This is a genomic window from Streptomyces sp. MCA2, assembly GCF_023544705.1.
GTDB classification, from domain to species: domain Bacteria; phylum Actinomycetota; class Actinomycetes; order Streptomycetales; family Streptomycetaceae; genus Streptomyces; species Streptomyces decoyicus.
Genome location: NZ_JAMJFM010000009.1, coordinates 120,824 through 144,668, shown reverse-complemented (window position 1 = coordinate 144,668; position 23,845 = coordinate 120,824). Strand labels below are relative to the sequence as shown.

The window sequence follows — 23,845 nt, the reverse complement described above, 5'->3', positions numbered from 1 at the left end:
GCGCCGGACGGCCTTCCGCGAGCCGCCCGGCCGCTCACCACCGGCCCCGTGCACGTACCTCACCCCGTCCCCCGCAGCCCGTCGAGCCGCCTGCGTGCCGGGCCCAGCGAACGCCCGCGGGCCGGCACCCCGGACCACGGCCGCGATCTCGCCTGCGCCAGGACACCCGCGACATCCTTCAACGACCAGGTCTGCGCGGTGATGTGGGGATCGTCGAGCTGCTTCCGGCTGATCGGCACGGCGACCGGGGCACCGGGTTTGGGCCGCAGCGACCAGGGCGCGACCGCCGTCTGCGCATAGGCGTTGCGCTGCACATCGAGGTAGAGCCGGTCGCCGCGCGACTTCTTGCGTACGGCGGTGGTCAGACGGTCCGGGTGACGCTCCGCCAGCACCTGGGCCACCTCCTGGGCGAAGCCCCGTACCGTGTCGAAGTCGCTTCGGCCGTCCAGCGGGACGGTGACGTGCAGCCCCTTCGATCCGGTGGTCATCAGGGTGGCCGGCAGTCCGAGTTCGTCGAGCAGCGCACAGAGCTGCCGGGCGGCCTCCCGTACGGCCTCGAAGTCCGGGCCGGGCGGGTCGAGATCGAACACCAGCCGGTCGGGGTGGTCGGGCCGGTCGGCGCGCGACAGCCAGCGGTGGAAGGTGAGGCAGGCCTGGTCGGCGAGGAAGAGGAGGGTCGCCTTGTCGTCGCAGACGGTATGGGTGACGGTGCCGCCCTCCTTGGTGACCCGCGCCCGCCGGATCCAGTCGGGGTAGTGGTCCGGGGTGTCCTTCTGCATGAACTGGGGCCCGCCCAGCCCCTCCGGAAGCCGTTCCAGCATCAGCGGCCGCCCCCGCAGCTGCGGGACCATCGAGGCGGCAACCCGGCGGTAGTAGTCGATGACATCGGCCTTGGTCAGACCGTCGTCGGGGAACAGCACCTTGTCCGGCCGGTGGATCCGCACCGTGCGACGGCCCGCGCGGACCGTGTCCGAGTCCGTATCCGTGCCCGTCCCCGTGCCGGTGCCGGTGCCGGTGCCGGTGCCGGTCTCTGTGGCGTTCATGCGGGCGGGGTTACCCGCTCCGGGCCGTCGTACGCTCCCGCGTCCGGGTGGCCCTGCGCGCGACGCGCCCGTTCGCCTCCCCTGTCGCCGAGTGGCCGGGGCCGTCGCAGAGTGTGTACGTACGCCGGGAAGGCGGGTCCGTGCGTCTCGCTGCGCAGGGAGCCCGTGCGTCTCACTGCGCAGCGGGCCCGTGCGGCTCACTGCGCGGGGTCGGTGCGTCCGGCTGCGCATGGCCGGCGCAGGATCGGCAAGGAGAGCAGCATGCCCCGCGGAGCGGGCGTCAGGCGCTCGGCCGCCGGGAAGCGACGCGTGAGGAGCAGATGACGGTGCGACAGCCACCAGGACCGCCAGGCCCCACCCATCCGGATCCGGTCCCGCCGACTCCGGGTCCGGGCCCCGGGCCCCCCGGACCCACGCCGGGCCCGGCGCCCGGCCCGGTCCCCGCCCCCGGACCCGACCCCGTGCCCCCGCCGGTACCGGCGCCCGAGCCGGATCCGATCCCGCCGAACCCGGCGCCACCGACGCCCGGACCGCAGCCCGGTCCCGCGCCCGATCCGCTCCCCGCGCCGGGCACCGCAACGGCGGGCCGAACCGTCGCACCATGAAGACTGACCGGCACCGATCCCGCCTCCGAGGTGCCGTATGGGTGCCGTTCGCCCGCCCGGACGGCAGCGTGACGCGACGCGTACGCGGACCGAGATGCTCGACGTCGCCACGGTCGCCACGGAGGAATGTGCGCGCCTGGGCTGCGCAGGCGTGCGGAACGCCCCCGTCCGCCTCGCCGCCCGGCACCCCGCGGACCAGCAAGGGCCTCCCGGCGAGGACCTGACGAGGCGCTACCCGGCATTCCCGTACGGGATCGATAGGCTCGACGGGTGGGGAATTCCGAGGAGCGCGCCGAAGGTGCGGGACCGTTCACCACCCGGCTGACCTGGCGCCTCGAAGCGGGTGAGACCGCCGTCTGGGAGTCACGGGCGGCCCGCAAGCGCGGGACGCTCGCGGTGCGGCCCGCCGGGGCCACCGAGAGCAGCCCGCGGCGCGCCGGCGCCGCGGCACTGACCCGTCTGCGCAGGCTCAACGGCATCGCCGCGGGCTCCTTCACCTTCGGCGGCACGCTGTTCGTCCTCGGTGCGGCGCTGGCCCAGTTCAGCTCGATGAGCGCCACCGGGACCGCCACGATCTACTTCGTCGGCGGCGTGTTCTTCACCCTGGGCGGCTATGCCTCCCTCGTCCAGGCCATCAACGCTCCGCGCCGGGAGAGCGCAGCGGCTTCGCTGACCACGCACCGCTTCCGGTGGTGGAGCTATGAACCGGGCCGGATCGACTGGCTGAGTACCTTCGTGCTGTTCGCGGGCACGCTGGTGTTCGGCATCAACCTGCTGGATTCGTTTCTCCAGAGGCTGACCGTCCAGCAGATGAACCGGCTGGTCTGGGCACCCGACTTGGTCGGCTGTCTGCTGTTCCTGATCTCGGGGCAGCTGGCGGTCGTCGAGGTCTGCCACGGCCGGCTGTGCCTCGAACGGCGCAGTCTCGGGTGGTGGATCGTCGCGCTCAATCAGCTCGGTTCGGTGCTCTTCATGGTGGCCGCGCTGGCCGCCTTCACCCGCCCGGAGACCGGAAGCCTGGTCAGCGTCGGCATCGCCAACTGGGGGACCCTCACCGGAGCGCTCTGCTTTGCGGTGGCCGGGGTGCTCCAGGCCTTCGAACATCCCTGACATGCGGCTGGCCGGTACCTGTGTGAACGTGGAACGAACTGCATGACCACCGGCGGGTCCGGTAAGGACGGCCAGGTTTCTCAAGTGAGGAGTCACCCATGGCCACTCAGAAGCGCGACGTGAGCGGATGGACGGCATTCGCCGCAGTCCTGATGATCTTCGGTGGCGCGATGGCCTTCTTCGAGGGCATCTCCGCCATCGCCAAGGACAACGTCTTCGTCACCACGCAGAACTACGTGTTCTCCTTCAACCTGACGGGATGGGGCTGGATCCATCTCATCCTGGGCATCGTCATCCTCCTCGCCGGTGTCGCACTGCTCTCCACGGGCGCGATGTGGGCACGGGTGATCGGTGTCATCCTGGCGGGCCTGGGGGCGCTGGCGAACTTCCTGTGGATCCCCCACTACCCCTTCTGGGCCATCGTGCTGATCGCCATCGACATCTTCATCATCTGGGCGCTGTGCACGGACAACCACCACCGCACCGCGGCCACCCGGTGAGCTGAAGACCCCCTCCGGCCACGGTCATGACCACCGGACCCACCCCGCAGGAACGCGCGGAAGCAGGCAGGGCACTTCGCTCCGAAGTGCCCCGCACCCGTCATGCGGAGTTCACCCCCGCGGCCGGCCGAACCGACCCGGTGGACATCATCGAACGGCAGTCCGCGCTCCGTGTACCGGAGTTGGTGCCGCTCCGCTACGGACGGATGCTGGAGTCCCCGTTCCGCTTCTACCGCGGTGCCGCCGCCATCATGGCGGCGGACCTGGCCACGACACCGTCCACGGGGCTGCGCACCCAACTGTGCGGGGACGCCCATCTGCTGAACTTCCGGCTGCTGGCCTCCCCCGAGCGCCATCTGATGTTCGACCTCAACGACTTCGACGAGACCTTGCCGGGACCGTGGGAGTGGGACGTCAAACGGCTGGCGGCCAGCTTCGCCATCGCGGGGCGCGGGAACGGTTTCCCCGAGAAGGTCCGGGCCGGCGTCGTCCGGGCCGCCTGTGCGTCCTACCGCGAGGAGATGCGCCGCTACGCGGACATGCGCACCCTGGAGGTCTGGTACGCCCATGCCGATATGGCCGACGTCGAGGCCGAGGAAGCCCATGAGCTGGGCAGCAGGGGCCGTGCGGCACTGGCCCGCACCATCGAGGAAGCCCGTACCCGCGACACCGTGCAGGCGTATCGCAAGCTGACCCGGAGGAGCGGCGGCCGGGTGCGGATCGCCGCCGATCCGCCGTTGATCGTGCCGCTGGACGATCTGCTGCCGGACGTCGAGCGTGACCGGCTGACGGAACAGATCAGCGGACTGGTGCGGAGCTACGGCCGCACCCTGCGTTCGGACCATCGCCGGCTGCTGGAGCAGTACCGGGTCGTCGACATGGCCCGCAAGGTCGTCGGGGTCGGCAGTGTGGGCACCCGCTGCTGGATCGTGCTGCTGCTCGGCAAGGACATGGACGACCCGCTCCTGCTCCAGGCCAAGGAGGCCGATGAGTCCGCACTCGCCCCGTACGCCGGCCCCGGCCCGCACACCCACCAGGGCGAACGCGTGGTGGCCGGCCAGCGGTTGATGCAGGCCGCCGGCGACATCTTCCTCGGCTGGGACCGGGTCACCGGCATCGACGGGCGCCCACGCGACTTCTATGTGCGCCAATTGCGTGACTGGAAGGGCATCATGCCGACGGATGTGATGGTGCCGACGGGCATGCGGCGGTTCGCCGTGCGCTGCGGGGCCACCCTGGCCCGGGCGCACGCCAGGTCCGGCGACCGGATCGCGATCGGCGCCTACCTCGGCAGGAGCACGGTCTTCGACGAGGCGCTGGCGCGGTTCGCGGAGCGCTACGCGGACCAGAACGAGCGCGACCACCAGACGCTCAGGGAGGCGGTCCGGGCGGGCCGGGTGACGGCCGCGGCCTCCTGAGCGGGGTGGGGCCGGGGCATCCGAGCACCGTGCCGCACGGCGGCCGGGGCGCCGCCACCCGAATGGCGCACCCGGAATCGCCCGGGATGTACGGTCCGTCCGCCCCGCCTAGCATGGTGCCGAATGGCTCCGATGAAGGCGGCCCCCATGCGCCCCACGGCGAAGTTCTCCATCAGCTTCGGCCTGGTCACGATCCCGGTCGCCGCGTACAACGCCACGGACAGCTCCACGTCGGTCAGCTTCGTGCGGATCCATACGGCGGACGGCGGGCGGGTCCGCAATCAGCCCGTGTGCTCGCTGGAGGGCGTCGAGATCCCGCCGGACGAGATCGGCCGGGGCTACAAGCCCGACGACGGGGACACCGTCGTACCGCTGAGCGACGACGATCTGGACGCGCTGCCGCTGCCGACCGCGAAGACGCTGACGATCCTGGCCTTCGTCGCCGGCGGGGACATCGACCCGCTACAGATGGGCAAGGGCTACTACCTGGGCATCGACAGCCCCGCCGCGGCCAAGCCCTATGTGCTGCTGCGCGAGGCGATGGAACGGCATCAGCGCGTCGGGCTCGGCAAGATCGCGCTGCACGGGCGGGAGACGCTCGCCATGATCCGCCCGATGGAGGGCGCGCTGGTCATGCAGGTGCTGCTGTGGCCGCACCAGATCCGCCCGATGGACGGGGTGCTGCCCGAGCGGCAGCCGGAGGTCGCCCCCGCCGAGGTGGCGGCCGCCGAGACGCTCATGGATTCCTTCGGCGAGCTGTCGGAAGACGATGTGCACGATCACTACCGTGAGGCGCTCGAGGAGATCGTGGCGGCGAAGCTGGCGCATCGCGAGCCGGAATTCCCGGCCGGTGAGGAGCAGCCGGCCGGCCAGGTGATGGACCTGATGGCGGCCCTTCAGGACAGCGTGCGCGCGGCCAAGAAGTCCCGCGGCGAGGACGAGGGTGCCCCGGACGGTGGCGGGTCCGGCCGCACCACGAAGAAGAGCGCGGCGAAGAAGACCGCCGCCACGAAATCCGCCACCACGAAAACCGCCGCCAAGAAGACTCCTGCCAAGAAGACGGCCGCGGCGAAGAAGACCGCGGGCAGGGGCGGGCGGCGGGCCGGCTGAGCCCTTGCCGGGGCCCCGGCCGGCTGCCGCCCCGCGCCGCGTCCGGACATAAGGCGCCCGCCCCCGGGTACGCGACCCTCCAACGGGCGTTACCGCCCCGAGAGTCAGGGAGGCTGACACGATGGGTATTGGCGGGTGCATCGGTCTACTCGCGGTGGGGGCGATCCTTACCTTCGCCGTCGATTTGCATGTTGCCGGGATCAACGTCGACCTGGTGGGAATCATCATGATGCTCGTCGGCATCATCGGTCTCGCCACCTATGTGAGCATCCTGAAGCGGCGGCGTACCCAGCCACCCTCCCCCGGCGCCCCGGTCGTCGATGTCGAGGACAACCGCTACTACAGGTAGTCGAGGACGTACGAGTCCTTCCTCGGCCCGCGGCGGTCCGGCCGTCAGCCGCAGGAGGTATGAGGCTTGGGCAGGGTGCCGTCCAGCAGGAAGCCGTCGACATGCTGATGTATGCAGGGGTCGCCGGTGGTGTAGGCGGCATGGCCCTCACCGCGGAAGGTCAGCACGACGCTGGAGTTGTCCAGCGCACGGGCCATATTGAAGGCGCCCTCGTAGGGGGTCGCCGGGTCGTTGGTGGTCGCGACGAGCAGAAGGGGCGGCGCGTCGGGCGCCGCGACCTCACGGGAGGAGTCGTCGCCCGCAACGGGCCAGTCGTGACAGTCCAGCAGGGTCGGGGCGATGTCCGGGCCGAAGAGCGGGGAAGCCTGCGTGAGTTCGCGCTCCGCCCGGGGGAAATCGTCTTCGCCATAGCGTTCCGAGGTGTCCCGGCAGGAGATCGCCCGGAGGGCCAGCTGATCCTGCGGCGGTAGCTCGTCCCGGCCGACCGGCCTCGCCGGGACGCCGCCGACGCGAGCGGCGCTGCTGCCACCCGCGTCGCTCAGGCGCAGGATCCCGGAGCCGTCGCCGCGCCGCAGCTGCTCCAGGGCCGTACGCAGCGTCGGCCAGACGCTCCTGCTGTACAGGGCCTCCCGCAACGCGTACACATAGGTGGTCTCGTCCACCGTCTCCCCGTTCACCTTCATCGGACGGTCGCTCAACTCCTGGTACCAGCGACGCAGTTGCTCCTCCGCCTTGGTCGTGTCGGTGCCCAGCGGGCAGCCCGCGACACGGACACAGCCGGCCGAGAATTCGTCCAGCGCCCGCTGGAAGCCCCGGGCCTGGGACAGCGCGGTCTGCCAGGCGTTCTTGGTCGGGTCCTCGACGCTGTCCAGGACCATCCGGCCGACCTTGTGGGGGAACTCATGGGCGTAGACGGCGCCGAGCTTGGTGCCGTACGAGAACCCCAGATAGTTGAGCTTGTCGTCGCGGACCGCGGCGCGCAGGACGTCCATGTCCCGGGCGACATCGGGGGTCCCGACCCACTTCAGCAGCCCACCGGAGTAGCGTCCGCAGGCCTCGTTGATGCGCTTCTCCTTCGCGGCGAGACTGTCGGCGCCGTTGCCGGGCGGCGGGGCGAGCCTGCTGCCGCAGGAGACCGGTTCGGTGTGGCCGGTGCCGCGCGGATCGAAGCTGACGATGTCGTAGCGCTGCCCCAGCCGCGCGAAGGCGCTCCCGCTGTCGATCAGGTAGTTGACGCCGGAAGCACCCGGTCCGCCGGGGTTGAGCACCAGCGAGCCGAGCCGTTTGCCGGGACCGGTCGCCTTCAGCCGGATCAGCTGGACCTGCATCGTGCTGCGTCCGGGGTCGCCGTAGTCCCGCGGCACCTCCAGCCGCGCGCACTCCAGCCGTTTCCGGAAGCCGGCCGGCTGCCCGGCGCCTCCGCTCTGCGCGCCGTTCTGAAGGTCCTCACCGCAGGGTTCCCAGGCCAGCGTCTGCTGCTGGAAGGACGTCAGATCGGGGTCATCGACCGCCGCCGCGCCCGGAGTTCCGGCGAACGTGCCGAGCAGCGCCACCACAGCCACCACGGCCGCGGGCGCCCTGTGCCGGCGAACACACCGCGCTCCCCCTACTCCCACACGAGACGGTGCACGGCGTGTTCCCGGCATGTTTCGAGCCTAGGGCCGTTGCACGGCTCCCGCACACCTGCCGCGGCCGCTACCGCTGCCGGTCCCGGATGGCGTCACCGCCTGTTTCCGTTCGGGACGCGCCCCGTGTCACCCCGTCACGCAACAGGACCGACCGCTTCCACAGGGTGACCGTACGGGGCGCTTCGTCCCGCTCAAGATGCGCGGGTCGAGACACCGCCCACTCTGGAGATAGGGCACAACTGCGCCGCCGGATGGCGGCCCCTGCACAGACGCCGATCGGCTGCATGTCCGGGAAAAGGTGACGCACCCATGAATGACGCAAACAAGGTCCTGCTGGCCGCCGCCCTTGCCGGCGGCTATGTGCTGGGCCGTACGAAGAAGGGCCGATTCGCGCTCACCGTGGCGTCGTATATCGCCGGGCGTCAATTCGGACTTGAACCGCGCCAGCTCGTGGCCCAGGGGGTGCGCAAGCTCAGCGAGATCCCCCAGGTCGCGGAGCTGGGTGAACAGCTGCGCGGGGAAGTGATGGACGCCGGCCGGAAGGCCGTGACGACGGCCGCCAACCGCCGTCTGACGACGCTCGCCGACACCCTCCACGACCGGTCCCTCAAGCTCGACGGCATCGGGCTCGACGAGGAGGAAGAGGAGGAAGAAGAACCCGAGGAGGAGGAAGAGGGCGAGTACGCGTACGACGAGGACGAGGAGCCGGAAGAAGAAGAGGAAGAGGAGGAAGAAGGGCCCGAAGACGAGTACGAGGACGAGTACGACGAAGAGGAGGAGCCTGAGGAGGAGGAAGAGGAAGAGGAAGAAGAGCCGGTGGAGAAGCCCGCGAAGTCCGCCGGGAAGAAGGCCACCGGGAAGAAGGCCGCTGCGGGACGGGCGGCCGCGAAGAAGACAGCACCCGCGAAGAAGACCGCCGCCAAGAAGACCGCGGCGAAGAAGACGGCGGCGACGAAGACCGCCAAGGAAGCCCCGGCCACAAAGGCGGCCGGAAAGGCCGCTGCCAAGAAGGCGGCCCCGGCCAAGAAGAGCGCGGCAAAGAAGACCGCCGCGAAGAAGACCGCGGCCAAGAAGACGGCCGGAAAGGCCGCCAAGAAGGCTCCTGCGAAGAAGACCGCTTCAGGCAAGAAGGCAGCCCCCGCTGCGAAGAAGAGCGCCAAGAAGACATCATCGCGCACCGAGCGCCGGAGGTAACCGGTCATGGCCAAGACGGGACAGGACACAGCGGACTCGGGACTCGATCGACTGCGTGGCGAGCTCGGGGACTATGCGACGAAGTGGGTCGGGAACCTGGCCGAACGGGCCGGGGACAAACTCATGGATGTGACCGGCCAGCTCACCGATGTCGCCGAGAACGGCGGATCGCTGTCCAAGATCGCGGGAAATCTCCTCGGTGGCGACTCCCCCGTCAAGGCCGCCGTCAAGGGGACGGCGGAGAACGTCAAGGACAGCGTGGTGGGGAAGGCCAAGGAATTCTTCGGCGGCGGCAAGAAGCGCAAATCGGGGGACAAGAAGGTCACCAACATCATCGAGGTCCTCGACATCGGAGTGCCCCTGCGCACCGCCTACGACCACTGGACGCAGTACGAGAAGTTCAGCAGCTTCACCAAAGGCGTACGCAGTGTGTCGATGCAGGATGAGATTTCCAGTGACTGGAAGGCCAAGGTCGGTCCGTCCACCAGGGGATGGAAAGCGACCGTCCAGGAGCAGGTGCCGGACGAACGCATCATCTGGACGTCCGAAGGTGCCAAGGGATCGACCCGCGGTGCCGTCAGTTTCCATGAACTGGCGCCGAATCTGACCCGCATCGTGCTGGTCGTCGAGTACTACGCCTCGGGATTCTTCGAGAAGACCGGAAATGTCTGGCGGGTCCAGGGACGCCGACTGCGCCTGGACTTCAAGCACTTCCAGCGCTACGTCACCCTCACCGGCGAAGAGCCCGAGGGCTGGCGCGGTGAGATCCGCGACGGCGAGGTCGTACGGACCCACGAAGAAGCCATCGAGGAGGAAGAGGCCGAACAGGACGAAGAGGCCGAGGACTACGACGGCGAGGAAGACGAGGAGTACGACGAGGACGAGGCAGGCGCCGAGGCCAAGGAGGGCGAGGAAGAAGAAGACTGGGACGAGGACGAGGAAGACGAGGGCGGCGAAGAGGGCGACGAGGACGAGGAGGAAGAAGAAGAAGAGGAGGAAGAGGAATGAGTGAGGCGGAATGCGCGGGGCTCGCCCCGGGCAGCGGCATCGCGCAAGGGGCCTTCGCCCGTGCCGAGGAAGCCCTGTTGTCGTCCCTCGACGCGCTGGGCCGTCTGGAGAAGCTGGATGCGCTGATCGGCCCGGTGCAGCGGGTGGTGCGCGGGCTTCCCCTGGGGCGCTTCCGCGATGTGCTGCACGGCCTGCCGATCGGCCATCCGCTGCACCCGGCCCTGGTGCAGGTGCCGATGGGTGCCTGGCTGTCCGCCGCGGTGCTCGACGTCGTCCCCGGGACCCGGCGCGGCGCCCGCCTCCTGGTGGGGGTGGGCGTCCTCACGGCCGTACCGGCGGCGCTGGCGGGCTGGGTGGACTGGGCCGAGCAGCACGACGACCAGATGCGTACCGGCCTGGTGCACGCGGTGTCGATCGCCGTGGCCGTCGGGCTGTACGCGCGGTCCTGGGTGCATCGTGGCCGCGGCCGTACGGCGCGCGGCAAGATGCTCGGGTTCGCGGGGCTGTGCGCGGCCGGCACCGGGGCCATGCTCGGCGGGCACCTCGCCTACCGGCAGGCGGCCGGCGCCAACAAGTCGGAGCCGGTGCCCCATCTGCTGGACGAGGGCTGGCATCCCGTGGGCAGGGTCGAGGACTTCCCGGTCGGCGAGGCGGTGCGCCGGGAGCTGGGCGAGGTCCCGTTGCTGGTGGTCCGGCAGGCGGGCGGGTCCGTCCAGGTCCTCGCCGGGCGGTGCAGCCATCTGTCGGGGCCCCTGACGGAGGGCACGATCGCCGACGGCTGTGTGGAGTGCCCCTGGCACGGCAGTGTCTTCCGGCTGTCGGACGGCGCGAACGTCCGTGGCCCGGCCACCGCTCCCCAGCCGTCCTTCCAGGTGCGGGTGGATGGTGCGGGCAGCGTCGAGGTACGGCTGCCCGGCGCCGGCTGAGCCCCTCGCGGTCGCTCGGCGGCCGACCGGCGCCCAAGCGAAGGGATCGTCATGCGTGTGCTTCCGGCCGCTCCCTCGATCGAAGGGCTCACCGCTGTCGTCACCGGCGGCTCGCGGGGACTCGGGCTGCTGCTGGCCCGTGAACTGCTGCGGCACGGCTGTGATGTCGTTCTGCTGGCCCGGGACGACGCCGAGCTGGCCAGGGCCGTCGGCAGGCTGGCCCAGTGGCGCGGCGGCACGGTGCGCGGTGTGGTGTGCGATGTGCGGGACAGGGCCGCGGTGCAGGACCGTCTCGCGGAGATCGCCAGGGACCGTGACGGGCTGGACATCGTCATCGCCAACGCCGGCATCATCCAGGTCGGCCCGGCGGACGCCCTCGGCCCAGACGGCTTCCAGGAGGCGATGGACTCCGTCTTCAACGGAGCCCTGAACACCGCGCTCGCCGCGCTCCCCCACCTCCGGCGCAGCCCGGCCGGCGGCAGGCTGGTGCTCATCGGGTCCGTCGGGGGACTGCTCGCGGTGCCGCATCTGCTGCCGTACTCCTGCGCCAAGTCGGCGGTGGCCGCGCTGGCCGAGGGGCTGCGCGCGGAGGAGGGCCCGCACGGCGTCAGCGTGACCGCCGTCCACCCCGGCCTGATGCGCACCGGGTCACATCTGCATGCCCTCTTCGGCGGGGACCGGCGCCGGGAGTACGCATGGTTCTCGGCGCTGGCCGGGGCGCCGGTGCTGTCGATGAGCGCCGAGCGGGCGGCGGACCGTATCGTCTCCGCACTCCAACGGCGGCGTCCGCGCATCGTGCTGACGCCGGCGGCGAGGCTCGGCGCCAGGGCGCACGGGCTGGCGCCGGTGACCACCACCCGGCTGGTGTCGGCGTTCGCGCGGGTGCTGCCCCGCGACGGCGCCCGCGGAACCGTCGACGGCTCGACGGTCGAGGCCGCGGAGCAGCCCCCGGCCCGGCGGCTGCGGCGGGTGCTCGGCGTCCTCAACGAACGGGCGGCCGACCGCTTCAACCAGCGCTGAGGGCCTCCCTCACCCTTCGGAAAGCCGGCCTGCGGGGCGGACGAAAATCCACGGGTGGGTGCGTGTTTCCGGGGCAAGTTGCCGGGCACGCGGCTTTTCACCACAGGAAGAGCTGACAGTGGTGAAAGGAGATTTCATCGTGGCCGCGAGCAATTCCCCCCAGTACACCGTGCCCGGCATGACCGAGGCCGAAGGAGGAAAGGTCATCGAATCTCTGCGGCTGCGGCTGCATGCGCTCAATGATCTGGCCCTCACCCTCAAACATGTGCACTGGAACGTCGTGGGGCCGCACTTCATCGCCGTCCACGAAATGCTCGACCCGCAGGTCGAGGCCGTCCGCTCCATGGTCGACGCCACCGCGGAACGCATCGCGACGCTCGGCGGCTCCCCGACGGGCACGCCGGGCGCCCTGGCCGCCGAGCGGACCTGGGAGGACTACTCCGTCGGACGGGCGCAGGCGATCGAGCACCTGGGTGCGCTGGACGTCGTCTACTCGGGGATCATCGAGGACCATCGAGCGGCGGTGGCCGCCACCGAGGGAACCGATCCGGTGACCCAGGACCTGCTGATCGAGCATCTGCGGTCGCTGGAACTGTTCCAGTGGTTCGTCCGGGCGCATCTGGAGAGCGCCGGAGGCAAGCTCAGCACCGGCTCCGCCGACGGGGAGTCCGCGGCCGGCCGCGCCGCCGTCGACCAGGCGCGCCGGCAGCCCTGAGCCGCACCGGAGCGCACCGCGCCCCAAGGACCCGGCCCCGCCGGCGCACCTTGTGCGTCGGCGGGGCCGCGCCGGTCAGTGCCGGAAGGTGTCCTTGCCCTTTTCCACCGCCTGCCGCATTTTGCCCAGGGCCTGTTCCGCTTTTCCTCTCCGTTGCAGGCCTTTGTTGCCGAGGGCCCTCCCCGTCGTTTCCTTGGCCTTTCCCTCGACGATATGGCCGATGTTCCTGGTCTTCTTCCCGATGCTCATATCGTGCTCCTTCGGGGTCATTCCGCGGGTGGCAGCAGCGTCCCGAGCGGACCGAGATCCAAATTCAGGTCCTGCATCGAAAGGTCGTATTGAGCGCAGAGTTCGACCATGCGGTCGTGGAGAATCATCAGCGTCGCTCCGAGGCGCTCCTCCTGTTCCTCGGTGAGGTCTCCGGCGTCGACCCGTTGCAGCGCCTGGCGTTCCATCAGCTGGCGCAGCAGCTCGACGAGGGTGAGGACGAGTTTGATCAGGTCCCGCTCCACCGTGTCGGGATCGGTGCTGACCCGGTGCGCCGCAGGACGCGGCTCCGCACCGGCCGGGTACGGGACGTCCTGCGGTGCCGCGGGCAGCAGACGGAAGGCGCGGGCGGCCGCGTCGGCGACATCGTCGAAGCGGTTGCCGGGCCGCGGCTCGTCAGCGGTCATCGTCGTCCCGGCCCAGGGGTGCGGTGGCGTGCCACGGGGAGGGGTTCTTTTCGCTGATGGAGACGATCAGCGCACGCAGGGAGATGCGTACCAGGTCGATGTCGGCGATGGAGAGCACCACATCACCGGTGAGGACCACGCCACCGCTGAGCAACCGGTCCAGCAGATCGATCAGCGCGATCTGCCGGTCCGGCAGGGGCTCGTCCGCCCGTGCCGGCTGCCCGCTCGCCGGCCTCACGGGGCGGCTCGCTTCAGCGGTTCGGCTTCGGGGGGCGTGGCGAAGGAGTACGGGGCCCAGGGCCCGGTGACCTCGACGCGTACCCCGGGCAGCGCTTCGGCGGTCCGCAGCACCTCGGCGCGGAAGCTCTCGCCGTACTCCAGCGGCACGAGATAGGCGTCGTTGATGACGTTCTCGCCCGGCCCGCGGGCGAGTTCGCCCTGCTGCACGCGGTGCTGGACCCGGTCGACCGCATAGCTGCGGGCCGCGGTCTCGACGCGCTGGGCGACCTGTTCGGCTTCCCGGTAGGCGTCGTCACGGGCGTGCCGCTGCGCTTTGCGGTGGCTGAGGTAGGCCCGGCCGGGGCTGAGGTCCGCGTCGGCGGGTGGCTCGGCCGGTCTGTCGGTGGCCGCGGGCGCCTCGACATAGATCTTGACGCCCCACTCCGTGTGGGCGGCCAGGTCGGACAGCCGCTCGGCGAAGGCCTCTTGACGGGCATCGAGCATCTGCCGCACCCGTTCGTCGTCGAGATACACCGTCGCCAGTCGGAGCGGCAGGACGGTGGTACGGGCGGCCAGCGCCTCGATCACCCGGTGGTGGGCACGGGCCACCGACTCCAGCCAGTCCAGGTCTTCCAGGTGCGCGCGCAGGGCGTTCTCTTCGAAGTCCCGCTCGGGCACCGGGCTCACGGCGACCACCACCTCGCCGCGGTGTCCCGCGCGCACCAGATGCACCGGCCCGTCCGCGACTCCCGGCAGACCGGACAGCGCCTCCTCCAGGGAGCCCTCGGCGTCCTGCGCGACGGCATAGGCGTAGGTGATGGCCTCGGTCATGATTCGTCCCGTCGCTTCCTACGGGGGCCGGGCTCGGCTCGTTTGGTGCGCGACGTACGTGCGGGGCGTGAGGCGCGTGAGGTGCGTGAGGGGCGGCGGGTCGCGGCGGGACGGGCTTCCTCCTCCTCTTCCGCCTCCTCGTCCGCTTCCTCATACCCGTCCTCGTCCTCCTCGTCCGCCTCCTCGTCCGCCTCCTCGGCCTCCTCCTCGTCCTCGGCCGACGGCAGCTCCTCGCCCTCGCGCAGCGCCTCGATCTCGGCGCGCAGCCGCTTGTTCTCCTCGCGGAGCGAGCGGGACCCCTCGGAAGCGCGGGAGGAGAGCGAAGGATCGTGCTCCCACCAGTCGATGCCCATCTCCTTCGCCTTGTCGACCGAGGCGATCAGCAGGCGCAGCTTGATGGTGAGCAGTTCGATGTCCAGCAGGTTGATCTGGATGTCGCCCGCGATGACGATGCCCTTGTCCAGGACCCGTTCCAGGATGTCGGCGAGGTTGGCCGAGGAGCCCTGGCCGCTGTACGGGCCGGACCGGGACGGGTAGTCGCCCATCCTCCTGGCGACGGGTTCGTTCACGGCCTCCGCACCTCCCTTCCCTGGTATCCGGGCAGGGCGGCGCCGGGAGCGCGTGACCGCGCCCCGCCGCCGCGCCGGCCCCCGCGGTCAGGTGTCGGTGCCCTGCGCATGGGCCCTGATCTCGTCCAGCCGGTCCAGCAGTGCGTCCTCGCGCCGGTCGAACGTCTCCTCATCGATGTCGCCCGCCAGCAGCGCCCGTTCCAGCTCGGCGAGTTCCCGCTCGATGGGTTCGGGGTCGTAGTACTCGTTCTCCGCGGCCTCCAGGGTGCGCTCCATGACCCAGGCCACGCCGCGCACGGGTGCCAGCGGAAGGGTGGCAAGTTGGCTCAACAGACCCATGGGAGGCCTCCCTAGACGAAGCTGTAAGCGGGCAGTGGCCCGAGCAGCCGGAGGTCGAAGTCCTCCCCCAGCTCCTTGGCGAGATCCTGTTCCGCGGCGAGGAAGCTCTTCTCGGTGTCCCGCTCCACGAGGAAGGACACGCTCAGGAAGTCGTTCCCGGTCGCCTGCGACCCGCTCTCCTCCCGCGCGAACCCGCGCAGTGCGTCGAGGACCACGGAGGCGAGCTGTTGCTGCCGTGCCTCCACTTCCTGGGCGACCAGTTCACCGAGGGCCATCGGCAGATCCGGACTGCCGGTGCCGCTTTTGATCTGGTCGTTGAGCGAGCGGGCCTCGTCCGACTCCTGAAGGATCTGCCGCAGCATCGCATCCTCGTCCTGCGCCGCCTTCAGGTGGTACTCGGCGCAGCCCTCCAGCGCCTCCAGCCGCTCGGTGAATTCCTCCGCACGCTCCTTCAACACGGCGCGTACGGCCTCGTCGTCGGTGGTCGTGAAGCCGAACTGGAGGGGCAGGACCGTGCCGTCGGCCATCAGCCGTTCCTGGACGGCCTGGTGGGCGGCGAGGTCCCGGCGTTTGGGACGCAGTTCCTCGGGAGCGTCGCTGACGACGGCGGAGAGCTCCTTGCTCTGTACCGTGCGCAGGGTGGACGGGGGTTTCCCCACACCGTCCAGGCCCTCCAGGCCTTGCGGATGGGTGGTCGCGACAATGGAGTAGACGTAGACGGACATCGCTCATTCCTTTCGGCGCCGGGCCGGCCGGCGAGCCGGCCGCTCGCGCCGCTCGGCGGGCTCCTTGTGCCTCTCTTCGTTCTCCTCGCCGCCGCCCTTGAGGGCGTCGGTCACCGCTTCCGCGGCCCCGGACAGGGCGCCTTTTGCCTTGCCGTGCGAGCCGCCTTCGGTGACCTCGCCGACGATGTCGGTCAGCTGGGAGGGCGCCTTGCGTCCCTCTTCCAGGTCGAGGCGGTTACAAGCCTCGGCGAAGCGCAGGTAGGTGTCGACGCTCGCCACGACGATGCGGGCATCGATCTTGAGGATTTCGATACCCACCAGCGACACACGCACGAATACGTCGATGACCAGACCGCGGTCCAGAATCAGATCGAGGATGTCGTAGAGATTTCCGGAGCCCCCACCGCCGCCGGTGGCAACGGCTCCTCCGCTTTGCGGCACCACAGTCACGGTGCCTCCCTTCACCGGCCCACCCGGGCTGTGCGGGGTGGCCGTGTCGTTCGCCTGGCGAACGGTCCGCCGTGCAACCCGAGTCTTCAGCGCCGGTCGATCTGGCCTCGGGTGTAGCGGCGGGTGCGCTCGTACGCCACCAGTTCGCCCTCCTTGTCCAGCACCACGCGGTAGGTCGCCATGACGCTGGTGGTCCCGGGGACCCGTTCCAGCTCCAGGACTTCGACATCCGCCTGCCAGCCGTTCTCCGTCGGCTGTACCGAGGAGACGGAGTCGGGGGCCCGGCCCAACAGCTCCTTGAGCTGCTCGGCCGCGTACCGCATCGCACGCGGGGCCGAAACGCGGCGGGCCGCGCGCTCCGTTTCGCTTTCGCTCTCGCGGCTGCCGGCCCGAACGCTGCTGGTCTTCTTGGCGGTCTTCTTGGCGGTCTTCTTGGCGGTCTTCTTGGCGGTCTTCTTACTGGACGGACGCCGGACTTCGCCGGTCTCGTCCTCTTCGTCTGCGGCCATGTTCTCTCTCCGGAATCGGAGGCGACATGCTGCCCGCGCCACTTCAAAGAGGCGCCACTACATGATATACGGCCTGAGCTGAGCGCATCTTGAGCCGTTCAGGCCTGGTCACAGCCGCACCGGCGGCCCGGCAACGAGTGCCGCGGCCCGGTCGGCGGCGTACCGTCGGGACTGTCGCGGGAGGGACGGCACGCCAGAGACGGCGCGCCTTGCTTTCGTACGGCTTTCGCCGTCGCTTTCCGTCACCTGCCGTCGACCCGCGGTGAGGGACATGGCGGCCTGGAGCCGGATCTGTTCACCTCAGCACAGGACGAGTTGACGAAGAGAGCGACCCCGCGACACGAAGCGCGGCACGCCCGCACCCGGCCCGCTCACCACGCCCGCACCGGGCCCCCTCACCACGCCCGTTCCGCCGGATCCCGCACCTGCGCTTCACGGCGTCCCAGCACCCGCTGCGCCCGGCTCAGGGCACCGCTGGGCGAGCGGGCGCGCAGTGCCGCGCGGGCCGCGTTGGCGCCGGGGGCGCCGTGCACGCCGCCGCCCGGGTGCGCCCCGGCCGAGGCCAGATAGAGGCCCGTGACCGGGGTTTCCGGGCGACCGAGGCCGGGCAGCGGACGGAACACCAACTCCTGGTGGAGGGCGGCCGTACCGCCGTTGACGGCGCCGCCGCGCAGATTGGCGTCCGTCGCCTCCAGCGTGGGCGGGGCGAGGATCCGGCGCGCCCTGATCCGGGAGCGGAAGCCCGGGGCGAAGCGCTCGACCTGCGCCTCCAGCCGGTCGGCCATCATTTCCTGCTCCCCCTGGTTCCAGGACCCGGTGAGGCCGTCCGCCCCCGCATCCCCCCGGATCCGGTGGGGTACGTGGGTGTAGGCCCAGGCCGACTCGGTGCCGGCCGGGGAGCGGGTGGCGTCCGCGGTGGTCATCTGGCCGAACAGGGCGAAGGGCCGGTCGGGCACCCGGCCGGTGGCGATCTGGGCGGCGAAGCGGGTGAGTTCGTCCCTGCCGTCGGCCAGATGCACGGTGCCCGCGGTGGCCGCGTCCCCAGCGGTCCACGGCACCGGGCCGCCGAGCGCCCAGTCCACCTTGAAGGTCGCGAAGTCCCATTGGAAGCGCCGCAGGTCGGCCAGGACACGGCCGGGCAGGTGCCGGGCGTCGACCAGCCGGCCGTACAGGGCAGGCACGGACACATCCGCCAGCACGGCGCGGCGGGCCGGTACGACCTCGCCGATCGCGGTGCGCACCGCCACCGCGCGCCCGGAGCGTACGACGATCTCGTCGACCCGCTCCCCGCAGCGCAGCACACCGCCGCGACGCTGAAGACGCCGCACCAGGGCCGCGGTGAGCGTCTGGGCGCCGCCGACCGGTACGGGAAAGCCGTAGGTCTGGCCGAGCATCGACATCAGCCAGCCGAAGCCGCCGCTGCCCGCCGCCTCGGGGACGAGGTCGGCATGCAGGGCGTTGCCCGCCAGCAGCAGCCGGCCCGCCTCGCCGCTGAACTCCTCATCGCCCAGGCGCCGTACGGGCAGCAGCAGCATGCGCGCCAGCCGCAGCCCGCCGGCGCCGCGTACCCGCGCGGCGAGCCGGGCCGTGGCACGCAGCGGCGGGAAGGGGGTGAACAGGGCGTCGAGGAGGTCGCCGCCGACCCGGTCCCAGAGGGCGCACAGCCGCTGCCATGCCGCGCCGTCGCCGGTACCGAAGGCCTCCAGTCCGGCCGCCGTCCCGGCGACGCCGCGCTCCAGCAGCGCACAGCGGCCGTCCGTCAGCGGATGCGCCAGCACCCGTGGCGCATGGCTCCAGACGAGGCCGTGTTCGTGCAGGGCGAGGGCCGCGAGAACCGGGGAGGCGGCGGCCAGCGGATAGAAGGAGCTGCACAGGTCATTGACGTAGTCGGGGTGTACCCCGCGGTCGCTGCGCACCGCGCCGCCCGGCTCGTCCTGTTCCTCCAGCACCTCCACCGTCCACCCGGCGTCGGCCAGCAGGTTCGCCGCGACAAGTCCGTTGGGTCCGGCACCGATCACCACCGCGTCCGGCATCGCTGCCTCCTGTTCACCCTGCCGCCCGTGCACCCGGCCGTGGCGTCGGCGGGCCTCCGGGCGGGGCGGCGGTCAGGCGCCCGTACGCACGCCGCGCGGGACCTCCTCGGCCACGTCGGCCAGCCTGCTCAGCATGCTGCGATGGCGCAGTTGCAGCAGGACGTCCAGGCCCGCGTTGTGCAGTCGCCCGCCCGGGCCCCGCAGCGGGTGTTCATCGACGATGACCAGGGAATCCTGGCCCCAGCGCCGCACCTCGATGGCGACCCGGGCGGTGCCCAGCCGGCCGCTGTCCACCTCGAGTTCGAGTTCCTGTGGCGGGTCGCTGCGGCGTACGACGGTGTGGCCGCAGAGTTCCCAGGGCCCCATCCGCACGGTGTACTCGATCATGGAGCCGACCTCCGGCCAGTTGCCGGCCACGGGCCGCGAGTCGGCGGTGCCGACCACCCAGTCCTGGTACCGGGAACCGTCGGCGAGTACCGTCCACAGCTCCTCGGGAGACCGCTCGATCAGCTGGTGCCGTACCGCCACCCGCCTCCACCGCCTCACCGCGCGTCGGTCGTGGGCTTCCCCACCAGCGTAGAGCGCGCCCCTGGGCTCGGCCTCCCGAGGCGGCGCGGGGGCGGCGACACTCCGCCGGGTGCCGGGGTGCGTGTTCCTTCCGTCTGGCCGCCGCATCGCTCCGCGCCGCCTCCGTCCGGCACGGAGGCCAACTCCCCTCCCACTGAGCCCGGTTGCCCGTTCCGGGTGCGTGGCATGGCCGCCGCACACCGTGGCTGAGGCACGTCATGGCCGGTGATCGTCATGGCCGGCGCCCACCTCCGGGCGCTACCCGTCCCGGGGCAGCGAGCGCGAAGGCGGGCGACGCCGGGTGACGGCCAGGATGGCCATGTCGTCCCGGTAGTCGTCCCCGGTCCAGCGGCCGACGTCCTTGGTCAGGGCCTCCAGCAGGGCATCCGGTTCGGTGAACCGTCTGCCCATGCGGCGGGAGGAAGCGGGATCGTAGAAGGTCCCCTGAGCGTCTCTGGCCTCGGTGACCCCGTCGGTGACCAGCAGAAGCGAGGCGCCCGGTGGCAAGCGCACCACATCGACGGGCGCGGAGCCGGCCGGGGAGAGGTCCCCCAGTCCCATGCCGAGGGGCAGCTGCGGGAGGGTCGGGTCGAGCCGTACGAGCTTCCCGCCGTGGACCAGGTAGGGCGGCGGATGCCCCCGGTTGACCAGACTCAGGGTCCCGCCGTCGGCGGAGACCTCAGCCAGCACGGCGGTGGTGAAGCCCTCGGTGGAGGTCACCGGGCCGCTCCGGGCCGCCTCCCTGGCCAGCGCCTCGTCCAGCCGCTGGACCAGGGTGGCCAGTGTGGGGGCGTACTCGGCCTCCTGGCGGAAGGCACCGATCGCGACCGACACGGCGGCGACGGCCCCCATGCCCTTGCCCCGCACATCCCCGATGATCATTCGCACCCCGAACGGGGTCTCCTGCACCGCATACAGATCCCCGCCGATCCGCGCCTCGGCCTGCGCCGCGATGTACCCGGCGGCCACCGCCAGCGGCCCGACCTCCCGCGGTGGGTCCGGGAGCACCGCCCGCTGGACCGCCTCCGCGATGTTCCTGGCGAGCGCCAGGTCACGCCCTTGCCGGACCAGGAGCCGGTTGACCGCGAGCGCCAGCACGCCGATCAGGCCGACCACGGCCAGGTCGACATACAGCGGCGTCGGCGGACGTCCACGCTCGAGATCCAGCGCCACGGACACCACGCAGGTGACACACACGACGATGAGCGCGGAGCGGAAGGAGAGCATGGCGCCGGCCACCAACGGTGCGGCTGCCAGCAGCGGAAGTCCCATGTACGGCTGGGGCGCGAAGAGATTCAGCAGGACACCGGCCAGCAGGGCCAGCGCCGCGAGCACCCACGACACCCTCGCCAGCCTGGGCCGCAAGATCTTCACCGTGCCTCTCCTGCTGCCGGGCCGCCCTCGCGACGCGGAAGGGAACGGAGTCACCGCATGGTGGGCCTCACCCTCCCCGCGGGCACGTCCCACTGGATTCACATATACGCCCTGTGGGCCGGATCCGCCCACCGCTCCACCGGCACCACAGCCCCCACCGTGAGTCCGCCGGCCGATGAAAGCCGCACCGAGCAGGCGTAGGCTGACCAGGACCGCCGTAGTGCGCCGCGAGTGAGCGATGGAGGCGGCGTATGACCGATCCTCACGGCTTTCTCAAGTTCCCCCGCCGGCCGGTCCCGGCCCGCCCTGTCGAGGAACGGCTGAACGACTGGCACGAGGTCTACGAGGGGCAGACGCTGCTGCCGCTGGTGTCCGAGCAGGCCGACCGCTGTATGGACTGCGGCATACCGTTCTGCCACAACGGCTGTCCGCTGGGGAACCTCATTCCCGAGTGGAACGCCTACGCGGCACGGGGCGACTGGCGGGCCGCGGCCGAGCGGCTGCACGCGACGAACAACTTCCCCGAGTTCACCGGGCAGCTCTGCCCGGCACCGTGCGAGGCCGCCTGTGTGCTGGCCCTCAACGCCGATCCGGTGACGATCAAGAACGTCGAGCAGGCCATCGCCGACCAGATCTGGGAGCGCGGGTATGCGTCACCGCACCCGCCGCAGCGGCTCAGCGGGAAGACCGTCGCCGTCATCGGCTCGGGGCCCGCGGGGCTGGCGGCGGCGCAACAGCTCACCCGTACCGGCCACACCGTCGCCGTCTACGAACGCGCCGACCGCATCGGCGGGCTGCTGCGCTACGGCATCCCCGCGTTCAAGATGGACAAACGGCGTCTGGACCGCCGCATCGAGCAGATGCGGGCGGAGGGCACCAAGTTCCGCACGGGCGTGGACGTCGGCGGTGATCTCGACGCAGCCGAGCTCAGAAGGCGTTACGACGCGATGGTCATCGCCGTCGGTGCCACCGAGCAGCGGGAGCTTTCGGTCCCCGGCCGCGAACTGCACGGCATCCATCAGGCCATGGACTACCTGCCCCTCGCCAACCGGGTCGTGGAGGGCGACTACGCCGCGCCCGCCGTCACCGCCGAGGGCAAGCACGTGGTGATCGTCGGTGGCGGTGACACCGGCTCGGACTGCCTGGGCACCGCCCTGCGCCAGGGCGCGGCCTCCGTGGTGCAGCTGGACATCAACCCGGAGCCGGGCGACGACCGGCAGGACGCCGAGCCCTGGCCCGTCTATCCGAAGGTCTACCGGATCTCCCATGCCCATGAAGAGGCCCGGGGCCGGGAGGGCACGGATCCGAGGCTCTTCTCCTCCGCCACCCTCCACTTCGAAGGGAGCGCGGCCGGCCAGGTGCGCGCGCTGTGTCTGACGGAGGTGGAGCCCACGGCCAGGAGGCCACGGCCGGACACCGAGCGGGTGATCCCGGCGGAGCTGGTTCTGCTCGCTCTCGGCTTCTCCGGTCCCGAACGGGGCACCGGTCTGATGCAGCAGCTCGGGCTCACGCTGGACGAGCGGGGGAACTTCGCCCGGGACGCCGGCTTCGCGGCCGTGACGGTGGCGCCGGCCGAGCGGGGCAGGCAGGCACTGCGCACCTGGCAGGACGGAGTCTTCGTCACGGGCGACGCGGGGCGCGGCCAGTCCCTCGTGGTGTGGGCCATCGCGGAGGGACGGGCCACCGCGGCGGCCACGGACCGCTATCTGACCGGTTCCACCGCGCTGCCCGCCCCGATCGGTCCCCGGGACCGGCCCCTGGTGGCATGAGGCGCAGGGGCGGCCCGCGGAGTCACCGCTCGGAGATGTCGGCGCTGACGATCTCGCCGCCGGACACCGTGTAGGTCCCCTGGTACAGCTTCACCGATCCGTCGCTCTGCGTCGCGTGGACGACGGCGCTGACCTGCCCGGCGCTGTCGGCGTTCACCGCGCTCAGTTCGATGCTCGCCGTCGTGTCGTAGCCCGCCACCCACGCCGAGTAGGACTTGCCGCCGATGTTCCTGCCGCCGAGGTCCCAAGCCGCGCTGAAATCCCGGTTGTTGATGTCCCGGTAGAACTCCCCGACGATCGCGCTCGCGTCGTCGGGAGACGGCGAGGGGTCCGACGTCTCGGGGGAGAGATCGTCGGTCGGCGGCACGGACCCGATATCGGTCGGTGGCGCCGTGGCGACGTCGGTGGGCGGCCCGGAAGCCAGGTCCCAGCTCGGCGTCGGGGTGGTCGACGGGTCGCCGCCGACCGCCTCGTACGACGGCTCGGAGGACCCGGAGGACGAGGCGAGGGCATAGGCCGTCACCCCGCCACCGGCGAGCAGCGCCGCCATCACCCACAGCAGCCACTGCGGGAGGATGGTGGACCCCACGCGGACGTAGCCGTACCCGGTGGCCCCGTGGGGCTGACCGGTGCCCTCGGGCACGCCGCGCTGTCGCGGCATTCCGCAGCCCGTACAGGAGACCGCGGCGGAATCCTCGAAGCGCGCGCCACAGTGAATACAGACCGGCATGGTCATCTCCCCCCGCCATCCCTTATGTCTCTCGCACCCGGCCTTCTCCTCGGCCCGGTTACAGCCCCCGGACGGCCTCTTCGATCGCCACCGCCAGGGAGGCCAGCGCGGTGAATCCCGGCACGGCGCCCACCAGCGCCCTGGCGAACAGCTTGAGCTTGCCCTTGCGCGGTGTCTCCGAGGCGAGCTCCTCGCGGGCGTCCTCCGCGGCCTCGATCAGGTCGGCGCGCTCGGGGTGCCCGGACCGGCCGAGCTCGTCGATCAGCCGGGAGAGCAGCTCGCCGATCTCCTGGGGCGATTGCTGCCGGCCGCCGTCGGACTGGGTCAGCCCGCTGTCCCTGACCTCGGCCTGCGCGTTCCTCCCGCTGGCGACGGCGTTGCCGACGACGTTCGAACCGCCGGTCGCGGTGATTCCGTTGTTCCTCTGCAT

At 71.2% G+C, this 23,845-nt stretch carries 27 protein-coding genes; 11 read left to right on the top strand and 16 right to left on the bottom strand.

All coding sequences use genetic code 11. The features are described 5' to 3' along the window. Positions 1–59 precede the first annotated feature (59 nt). Positions 60–1,043, bottom strand: a complete 984-nt coding sequence (gene ligD / locus M8I34_RS10030; protein WP_250049024.1) for a non-homologous end-joining DNA ligase — start codon at positions 1,041–1,043, stop codon at positions 60–62. Between the two features lie 875 nt (positions 1,044–1,918). Between ligD and M8I34_RS10025 the strand changes: the two genes are divergently transcribed. The 5 genes from M8I34_RS10025 to M8I34_RS10005 all read left to right on the top strand — a co-directional run bounded on the left by M8I34_RS10025 (position 1,919) and on the right by M8I34_RS10005 (position 6,135). After that, a complete protein-coding gene (locus M8I34_RS10025) occupies positions 1,919–2,758 on the top strand; it encodes a hypothetical protein (RefSeq protein ID WP_250049022.1) in 840 nt (279 codons plus the stop codon). A 98-nt stretch (positions 2,759–2,856) separates the two neighbouring features. Next, complete coding sequence (locus tag M8I34_RS10020) at positions 2,857–3,258, top strand: hypothetical protein (protein WP_250049020.1); 402 nt, start codon at positions 2,857–2,859, stop codon at positions 3,256–3,258. A gap of 26 nt (positions 3,259–3,284) precedes the next feature. Next, positions 3,285–4,676, top strand: a complete 1,392-nt coding sequence (locus tag M8I34_RS10015; protein WP_250049019.1) for a DUF2252 domain-containing protein — start codon at positions 3,285–3,287, stop codon at positions 4,674–4,676. A gap of 147 nt (positions 4,677–4,823) precedes the next feature. Then, complete coding sequence (locus M8I34_RS10010; RefSeq protein ID WP_250049132.1) at positions 4,824–5,786, top strand: Ku protein; 963 nt, start codon at positions 4,824–4,826, stop codon at positions 5,784–5,786. A gap of 121 nt (positions 5,787–5,907) precedes the next feature. After that, on the top strand, positions 5,908–6,135 hold the full coding sequence (locus M8I34_RS10005) for a DUF6458 family protein (protein WP_030079717.1): 228 nt from the start codon (positions 5,908–5,910) through the stop codon (positions 6,133–6,135). A 44-nt stretch (positions 6,136–6,179) separates the two neighbouring features. Here M8I34_RS10005 and M8I34_RS10000 read toward each other — a convergent pair whose 3' ends face one another. Continuing rightward, on the bottom strand, positions 6,180–7,700 hold the full coding sequence (locus M8I34_RS10000) for an alpha/beta hydrolase (protein ID WP_250049017.1): 1,521 nt from the start codon (positions 7,698–7,700) through the stop codon (positions 6,180–6,182). 372 nt (positions 7,701–8,072) lie between these two features. On the opposite strand from M8I34_RS10000, the gene M8I34_RS09995 reads away from it, so the two are divergent. From M8I34_RS09995 to M8I34_RS09975, 5 genes are all read left to right on the top strand, one after another. Further along, positions 8,073–8,957 carry a histone protein gene (locus M8I34_RS09995; protein WP_250049015.1) on the top strand — a complete coding sequence of 295 codons (885 nt, stop codon included), beginning with the start codon at positions 8,073–8,075 and terminating at the stop codon, positions 8,955–8,957. 6 nt (positions 8,958–8,963) lie between these two features. Continuing rightward, positions 8,964–9,965: an SRPBCC family protein gene (locus M8I34_RS09990; protein WP_250049014.1), complete on the top strand. Its 1,002-nt coding sequence runs from the start codon at positions 8,964–8,966 to the stop codon at positions 9,963–9,965. Next, a complete protein-coding gene (locus M8I34_RS09985; RefSeq protein WP_250049013.1) occupies positions 9,962–10,891 on the top strand; it encodes a Rieske (2Fe-2S) protein in 930 nt (309 codons plus the stop codon). Before M8I34_RS09990 ends, M8I34_RS09985 begins: the two co-directional genes overlap by 4 nt. Before the next feature lie 51 nt (positions 10,892–10,942). Next, the gene (locus M8I34_RS09980; RefSeq protein WP_250049011.1) at positions 10,943–11,911 is read left to right on the top strand and encodes an SDR family oxidoreductase; all 969 of its coding nucleotides are present in this window, start codon (positions 10,943–10,945) and stop codon (positions 11,909–11,911) included. A 178-nt stretch (positions 11,912–12,089) separates the two neighbouring features. Next, entirely contained in the window at positions 12,090–12,626 is a 537-nt protein-coding gene (locus M8I34_RS09975; RefSeq protein ID WP_250049130.1) for a Dps family protein, read from the top strand. 75 nt (positions 12,627–12,701) lie between these two features. Here the strand turns inward: M8I34_RS09975 and M8I34_RS09970 are convergent, their stop codons facing one another. From M8I34_RS09970 to M8I34_RS09915, 12 genes are all read right to left on the bottom strand, one after another. Further along, positions 12,702–12,875 carry a CsbD family protein gene (locus M8I34_RS09970; protein WP_078889484.1) on the bottom strand — a complete coding sequence of 58 codons (174 nt, stop codon included), beginning with the start codon at positions 12,873–12,875 and terminating at the stop codon, positions 12,702–12,704. Positions 12,876–12,892: 17 nt separating this feature from the next. After that, on the bottom strand, positions 12,893–13,300 hold the full coding sequence (locus M8I34_RS09965; RefSeq protein ID WP_250049010.1) for a gas vesicle protein K: 408 nt from the start codon (positions 13,298–13,300) through the stop codon (positions 12,893–12,895). Then, on the bottom strand, positions 13,290–13,538 hold the full coding sequence (locus tag M8I34_RS09960; RefSeq protein WP_030986578.1) for a gas vesicle protein: 249 nt from the start codon (positions 13,536–13,538) through the stop codon (positions 13,290–13,292). The genes M8I34_RS09965 and M8I34_RS09960 overlap by 11 nt, the downstream gene beginning before the upstream one ends. Beyond that, positions 13,535–14,350: a GvpL/GvpF family gas vesicle protein gene (locus M8I34_RS09955; protein WP_250049008.1), complete on the bottom strand. Its 816-nt coding sequence runs from the start codon at positions 14,348–14,350 to the stop codon at positions 13,535–13,537. Before M8I34_RS09955 ends, M8I34_RS09960 begins: the two co-directional genes overlap by 4 nt. Then, a complete protein-coding gene (locus M8I34_RS09950; protein ID WP_374210883.1) occupies positions 14,347–14,919 on the bottom strand; it encodes a gas vesicle protein in 573 nt (190 codons plus the stop codon). Before M8I34_RS09950 ends, M8I34_RS09955 begins: the two co-directional genes overlap by 4 nt. 87 nt (positions 14,920–15,006) lie before the next feature. Further along, the gene (locus M8I34_RS09945) at positions 15,007–15,258 is read right to left on the bottom strand and encodes a gas vesicle protein GvpG (RefSeq protein ID WP_250049007.1); all 252 of its coding nucleotides are present in this window, start codon (positions 15,256–15,258) and stop codon (positions 15,007–15,009) included. An 11-nt stretch (positions 15,259–15,269) separates the two neighbouring features. Beyond that, positions 15,270–15,983 carry a GvpL/GvpF family gas vesicle protein gene (locus M8I34_RS09940; RefSeq protein WP_250049005.1) on the bottom strand — a complete coding sequence of 238 codons (714 nt, stop codon included), beginning with the start codon at positions 15,981–15,983 and terminating at the stop codon, positions 15,270–15,272. 3 nt (positions 15,984–15,986) lie between these two features. Further along, the gene (locus M8I34_RS09935) at positions 15,987–16,433 is read right to left on the bottom strand and encodes a gas vesicle structural protein GvpA (protein ID WP_250049004.1); all 447 of its coding nucleotides are present in this window, start codon (positions 16,431–16,433) and stop codon (positions 15,987–15,989) included. Between the two features lie 86 nt (positions 16,434–16,519). Continuing rightward, complete coding sequence (locus tag M8I34_RS09930) at positions 16,520–16,942, bottom strand: gas vesicle protein (RefSeq protein ID WP_250048998.1); 423 nt, start codon at positions 16,940–16,942, stop codon at positions 16,520–16,522. A 395-nt stretch (positions 16,943–17,337) separates the two neighbouring features. Beyond that, a complete protein-coding gene (locus M8I34_RS09925) occupies positions 17,338–18,975 on the bottom strand; it encodes an NAD(P)/FAD-dependent oxidoreductase (RefSeq protein ID WP_250048991.1) in 1,638 nt (545 codons plus the stop codon). 72 nt (positions 18,976–19,047) lie between these two features. Then, on the bottom strand, positions 19,048–19,503 hold the full coding sequence (locus tag M8I34_RS09920) for an SRPBCC family protein (protein WP_250048989.1): 456 nt from the start codon (positions 19,501–19,503) through the stop codon (positions 19,048–19,050). Between the two features lie 297 nt (positions 19,504–19,800). Continuing rightward, positions 19,801–20,895: a PP2C family protein-serine/threonine phosphatase gene (locus tag M8I34_RS09915; protein WP_250049126.1), complete on the bottom strand. Its 1,095-nt coding sequence runs from the start codon at positions 20,893–20,895 to the stop codon at positions 19,801–19,803. 272 nt (positions 20,896–21,167) lie between these two features. On the opposite strand from M8I34_RS09915, the gene M8I34_RS09910 reads away from it, so the two are divergent. Next, positions 21,168–22,685 carry a glutamate synthase subunit beta gene (locus tag M8I34_RS09910; RefSeq protein WP_250048988.1) on the top strand — a complete coding sequence of 506 codons (1,518 nt, stop codon included), beginning with the start codon at positions 21,168–21,170 and terminating at the stop codon, positions 22,683–22,685. 22 nt (positions 22,686–22,707) lie between these two features. On the opposite strand, the gene M8I34_RS09905 is transcribed toward M8I34_RS09910, so the two are convergent. Then, on the bottom strand, positions 22,708–23,415 hold the full coding sequence (locus M8I34_RS09905; RefSeq protein WP_250048986.1) for a hypothetical protein: 708 nt from the start codon (positions 23,413–23,415) through the stop codon (positions 22,708–22,710). Positions 23,416–23,473: 58 nt separating this feature from the next. Beyond that, positions 23,474–23,845 carry a hypothetical protein gene (locus M8I34_RS09900; protein ID WP_250048984.1) on the bottom strand — a complete coding sequence of 124 codons (372 nt, stop codon included), beginning with the start codon at positions 23,843–23,845 and terminating at the stop codon, positions 23,474–23,476.

What these genes read in the sequence shown, in the direction of transcription:
- ligD (WP_250049024.1), bottom strand. Translation starts at nt 1,043, where the DNA reads ATGAACGCCACAGAGACCGGCACCGGCACCGGCACCGGCACCGGCACG.
- M8I34_RS10020 (WP_250049020.1), top strand. Translation starts at nt 2,857, where the DNA reads ATGGCCACTCAGAAGCGCGACGTGAGCGGATGGACGGCATTCGCCGCA.
- M8I34_RS10015 (WP_250049019.1), top strand. Translation starts at nt 3,285, where the DNA reads ATGACCACCGGACCCACCCCGCAGGAACGCGCGGAAGCAGGCAGGGCA.
- M8I34_RS10010 (WP_250049132.1), top strand. Translation starts at nt 4,824, where the DNA reads ATGCGCCCCACGGCGAAGTTCTCCATCAGCTTCGGCCTGGTCACGATC.
- M8I34_RS10005 (WP_030079717.1), top strand. Translation starts at nt 5,908, where the DNA reads ATGGGTATTGGCGGGTGCATCGGTCTACTCGCGGTGGGGGCGATCCTT.
- M8I34_RS09995 (WP_250049015.1), top strand. Translation starts at nt 8,073, where the DNA reads ATGAATGACGCAAACAAGGTCCTGCTGGCCGCCGCCCTTGCCGGCGGC.
- M8I34_RS09990 (WP_250049014.1), top strand. Translation starts at nt 8,964, where the DNA reads ATGGCCAAGACGGGACAGGACACAGCGGACTCGGGACTCGATCGACTG.
- M8I34_RS09985 (WP_250049013.1), top strand. Translation starts at nt 9,962, where the DNA reads ATGAGTGAGGCGGAATGCGCGGGGCTCGCCCCGGGCAGCGGCATCGCG.
- M8I34_RS09980 (WP_250049011.1), top strand. Translation starts at nt 10,943, where the DNA reads ATGCGTGTGCTTCCGGCCGCTCCCTCGATCGAAGGGCTCACCGCTGTC.
- M8I34_RS09975 (WP_250049130.1), top strand. Translation starts at nt 12,090, where the DNA reads ATGACCGAGGCCGAAGGAGGAAAGGTCATCGAATCTCTGCGGCTGCGG.
- M8I34_RS09970 (WP_078889484.1), bottom strand. Translation starts at nt 12,875, where the DNA reads ATGAGCATCGGGAAGAAGACCAGGAACATCGGCCATATCGTCGAGGGA.
- M8I34_RS09965 (WP_250049010.1), bottom strand. Translation starts at nt 13,300, where the DNA reads ATGACCGCTGACGAGCCGCGGCCCGGCAACCGCTTCGACGATGTCGCC.
- M8I34_RS09955 (WP_250049008.1), bottom strand. Translation starts at nt 14,350, where the DNA reads ATGACCGAGGCCATCACCTACGCCTATGCCGTCGCGCAGGACGCCGAG.
- M8I34_RS09945 (WP_250049007.1), bottom strand. Translation starts at nt 15,258, where the DNA reads ATGGGTCTGTTGAGCCAACTTGCCACCCTTCCGCTGGCACCCGTGCGC.
- M8I34_RS09940 (WP_250049005.1), bottom strand. Translation starts at nt 15,983, where the DNA reads ATGTCCGTCTACGTCTACTCCATTGTCGCGACCACCCATCCGCAAGGC.
- M8I34_RS09930 (WP_250048998.1), bottom strand. Translation starts at nt 16,942, where the DNA reads ATGGCCGCAGACGAAGAGGACGAGACCGGCGAAGTCCGGCGTCCGTCC.
- M8I34_RS09925 (WP_250048991.1), bottom strand. Translation starts at nt 18,975, where the DNA reads ATGCCGGACGCGGTGGTGATCGGTGCCGGACCCAACGGACTTGTCGCG.
- M8I34_RS09910 (WP_250048988.1), top strand. Translation starts at nt 21,168, where the DNA reads ATGACCGATCCTCACGGCTTTCTCAAGTTCCCCCGCCGGCCGGTCCCG.
- M8I34_RS09905 (WP_250048986.1), bottom strand. Translation starts at nt 23,415, where the DNA reads ATGCCGGTCTGTATTCACTGTGGCGCGCGCTTCGAGGATTCCGCCGCG.
- M8I34_RS09900 (WP_250048984.1), bottom strand. Translation starts at nt 23,845, where the DNA reads ATGCAGAGGAACAACGGAATCACCGCGACCGGCGGTTCGAACGTCGTC.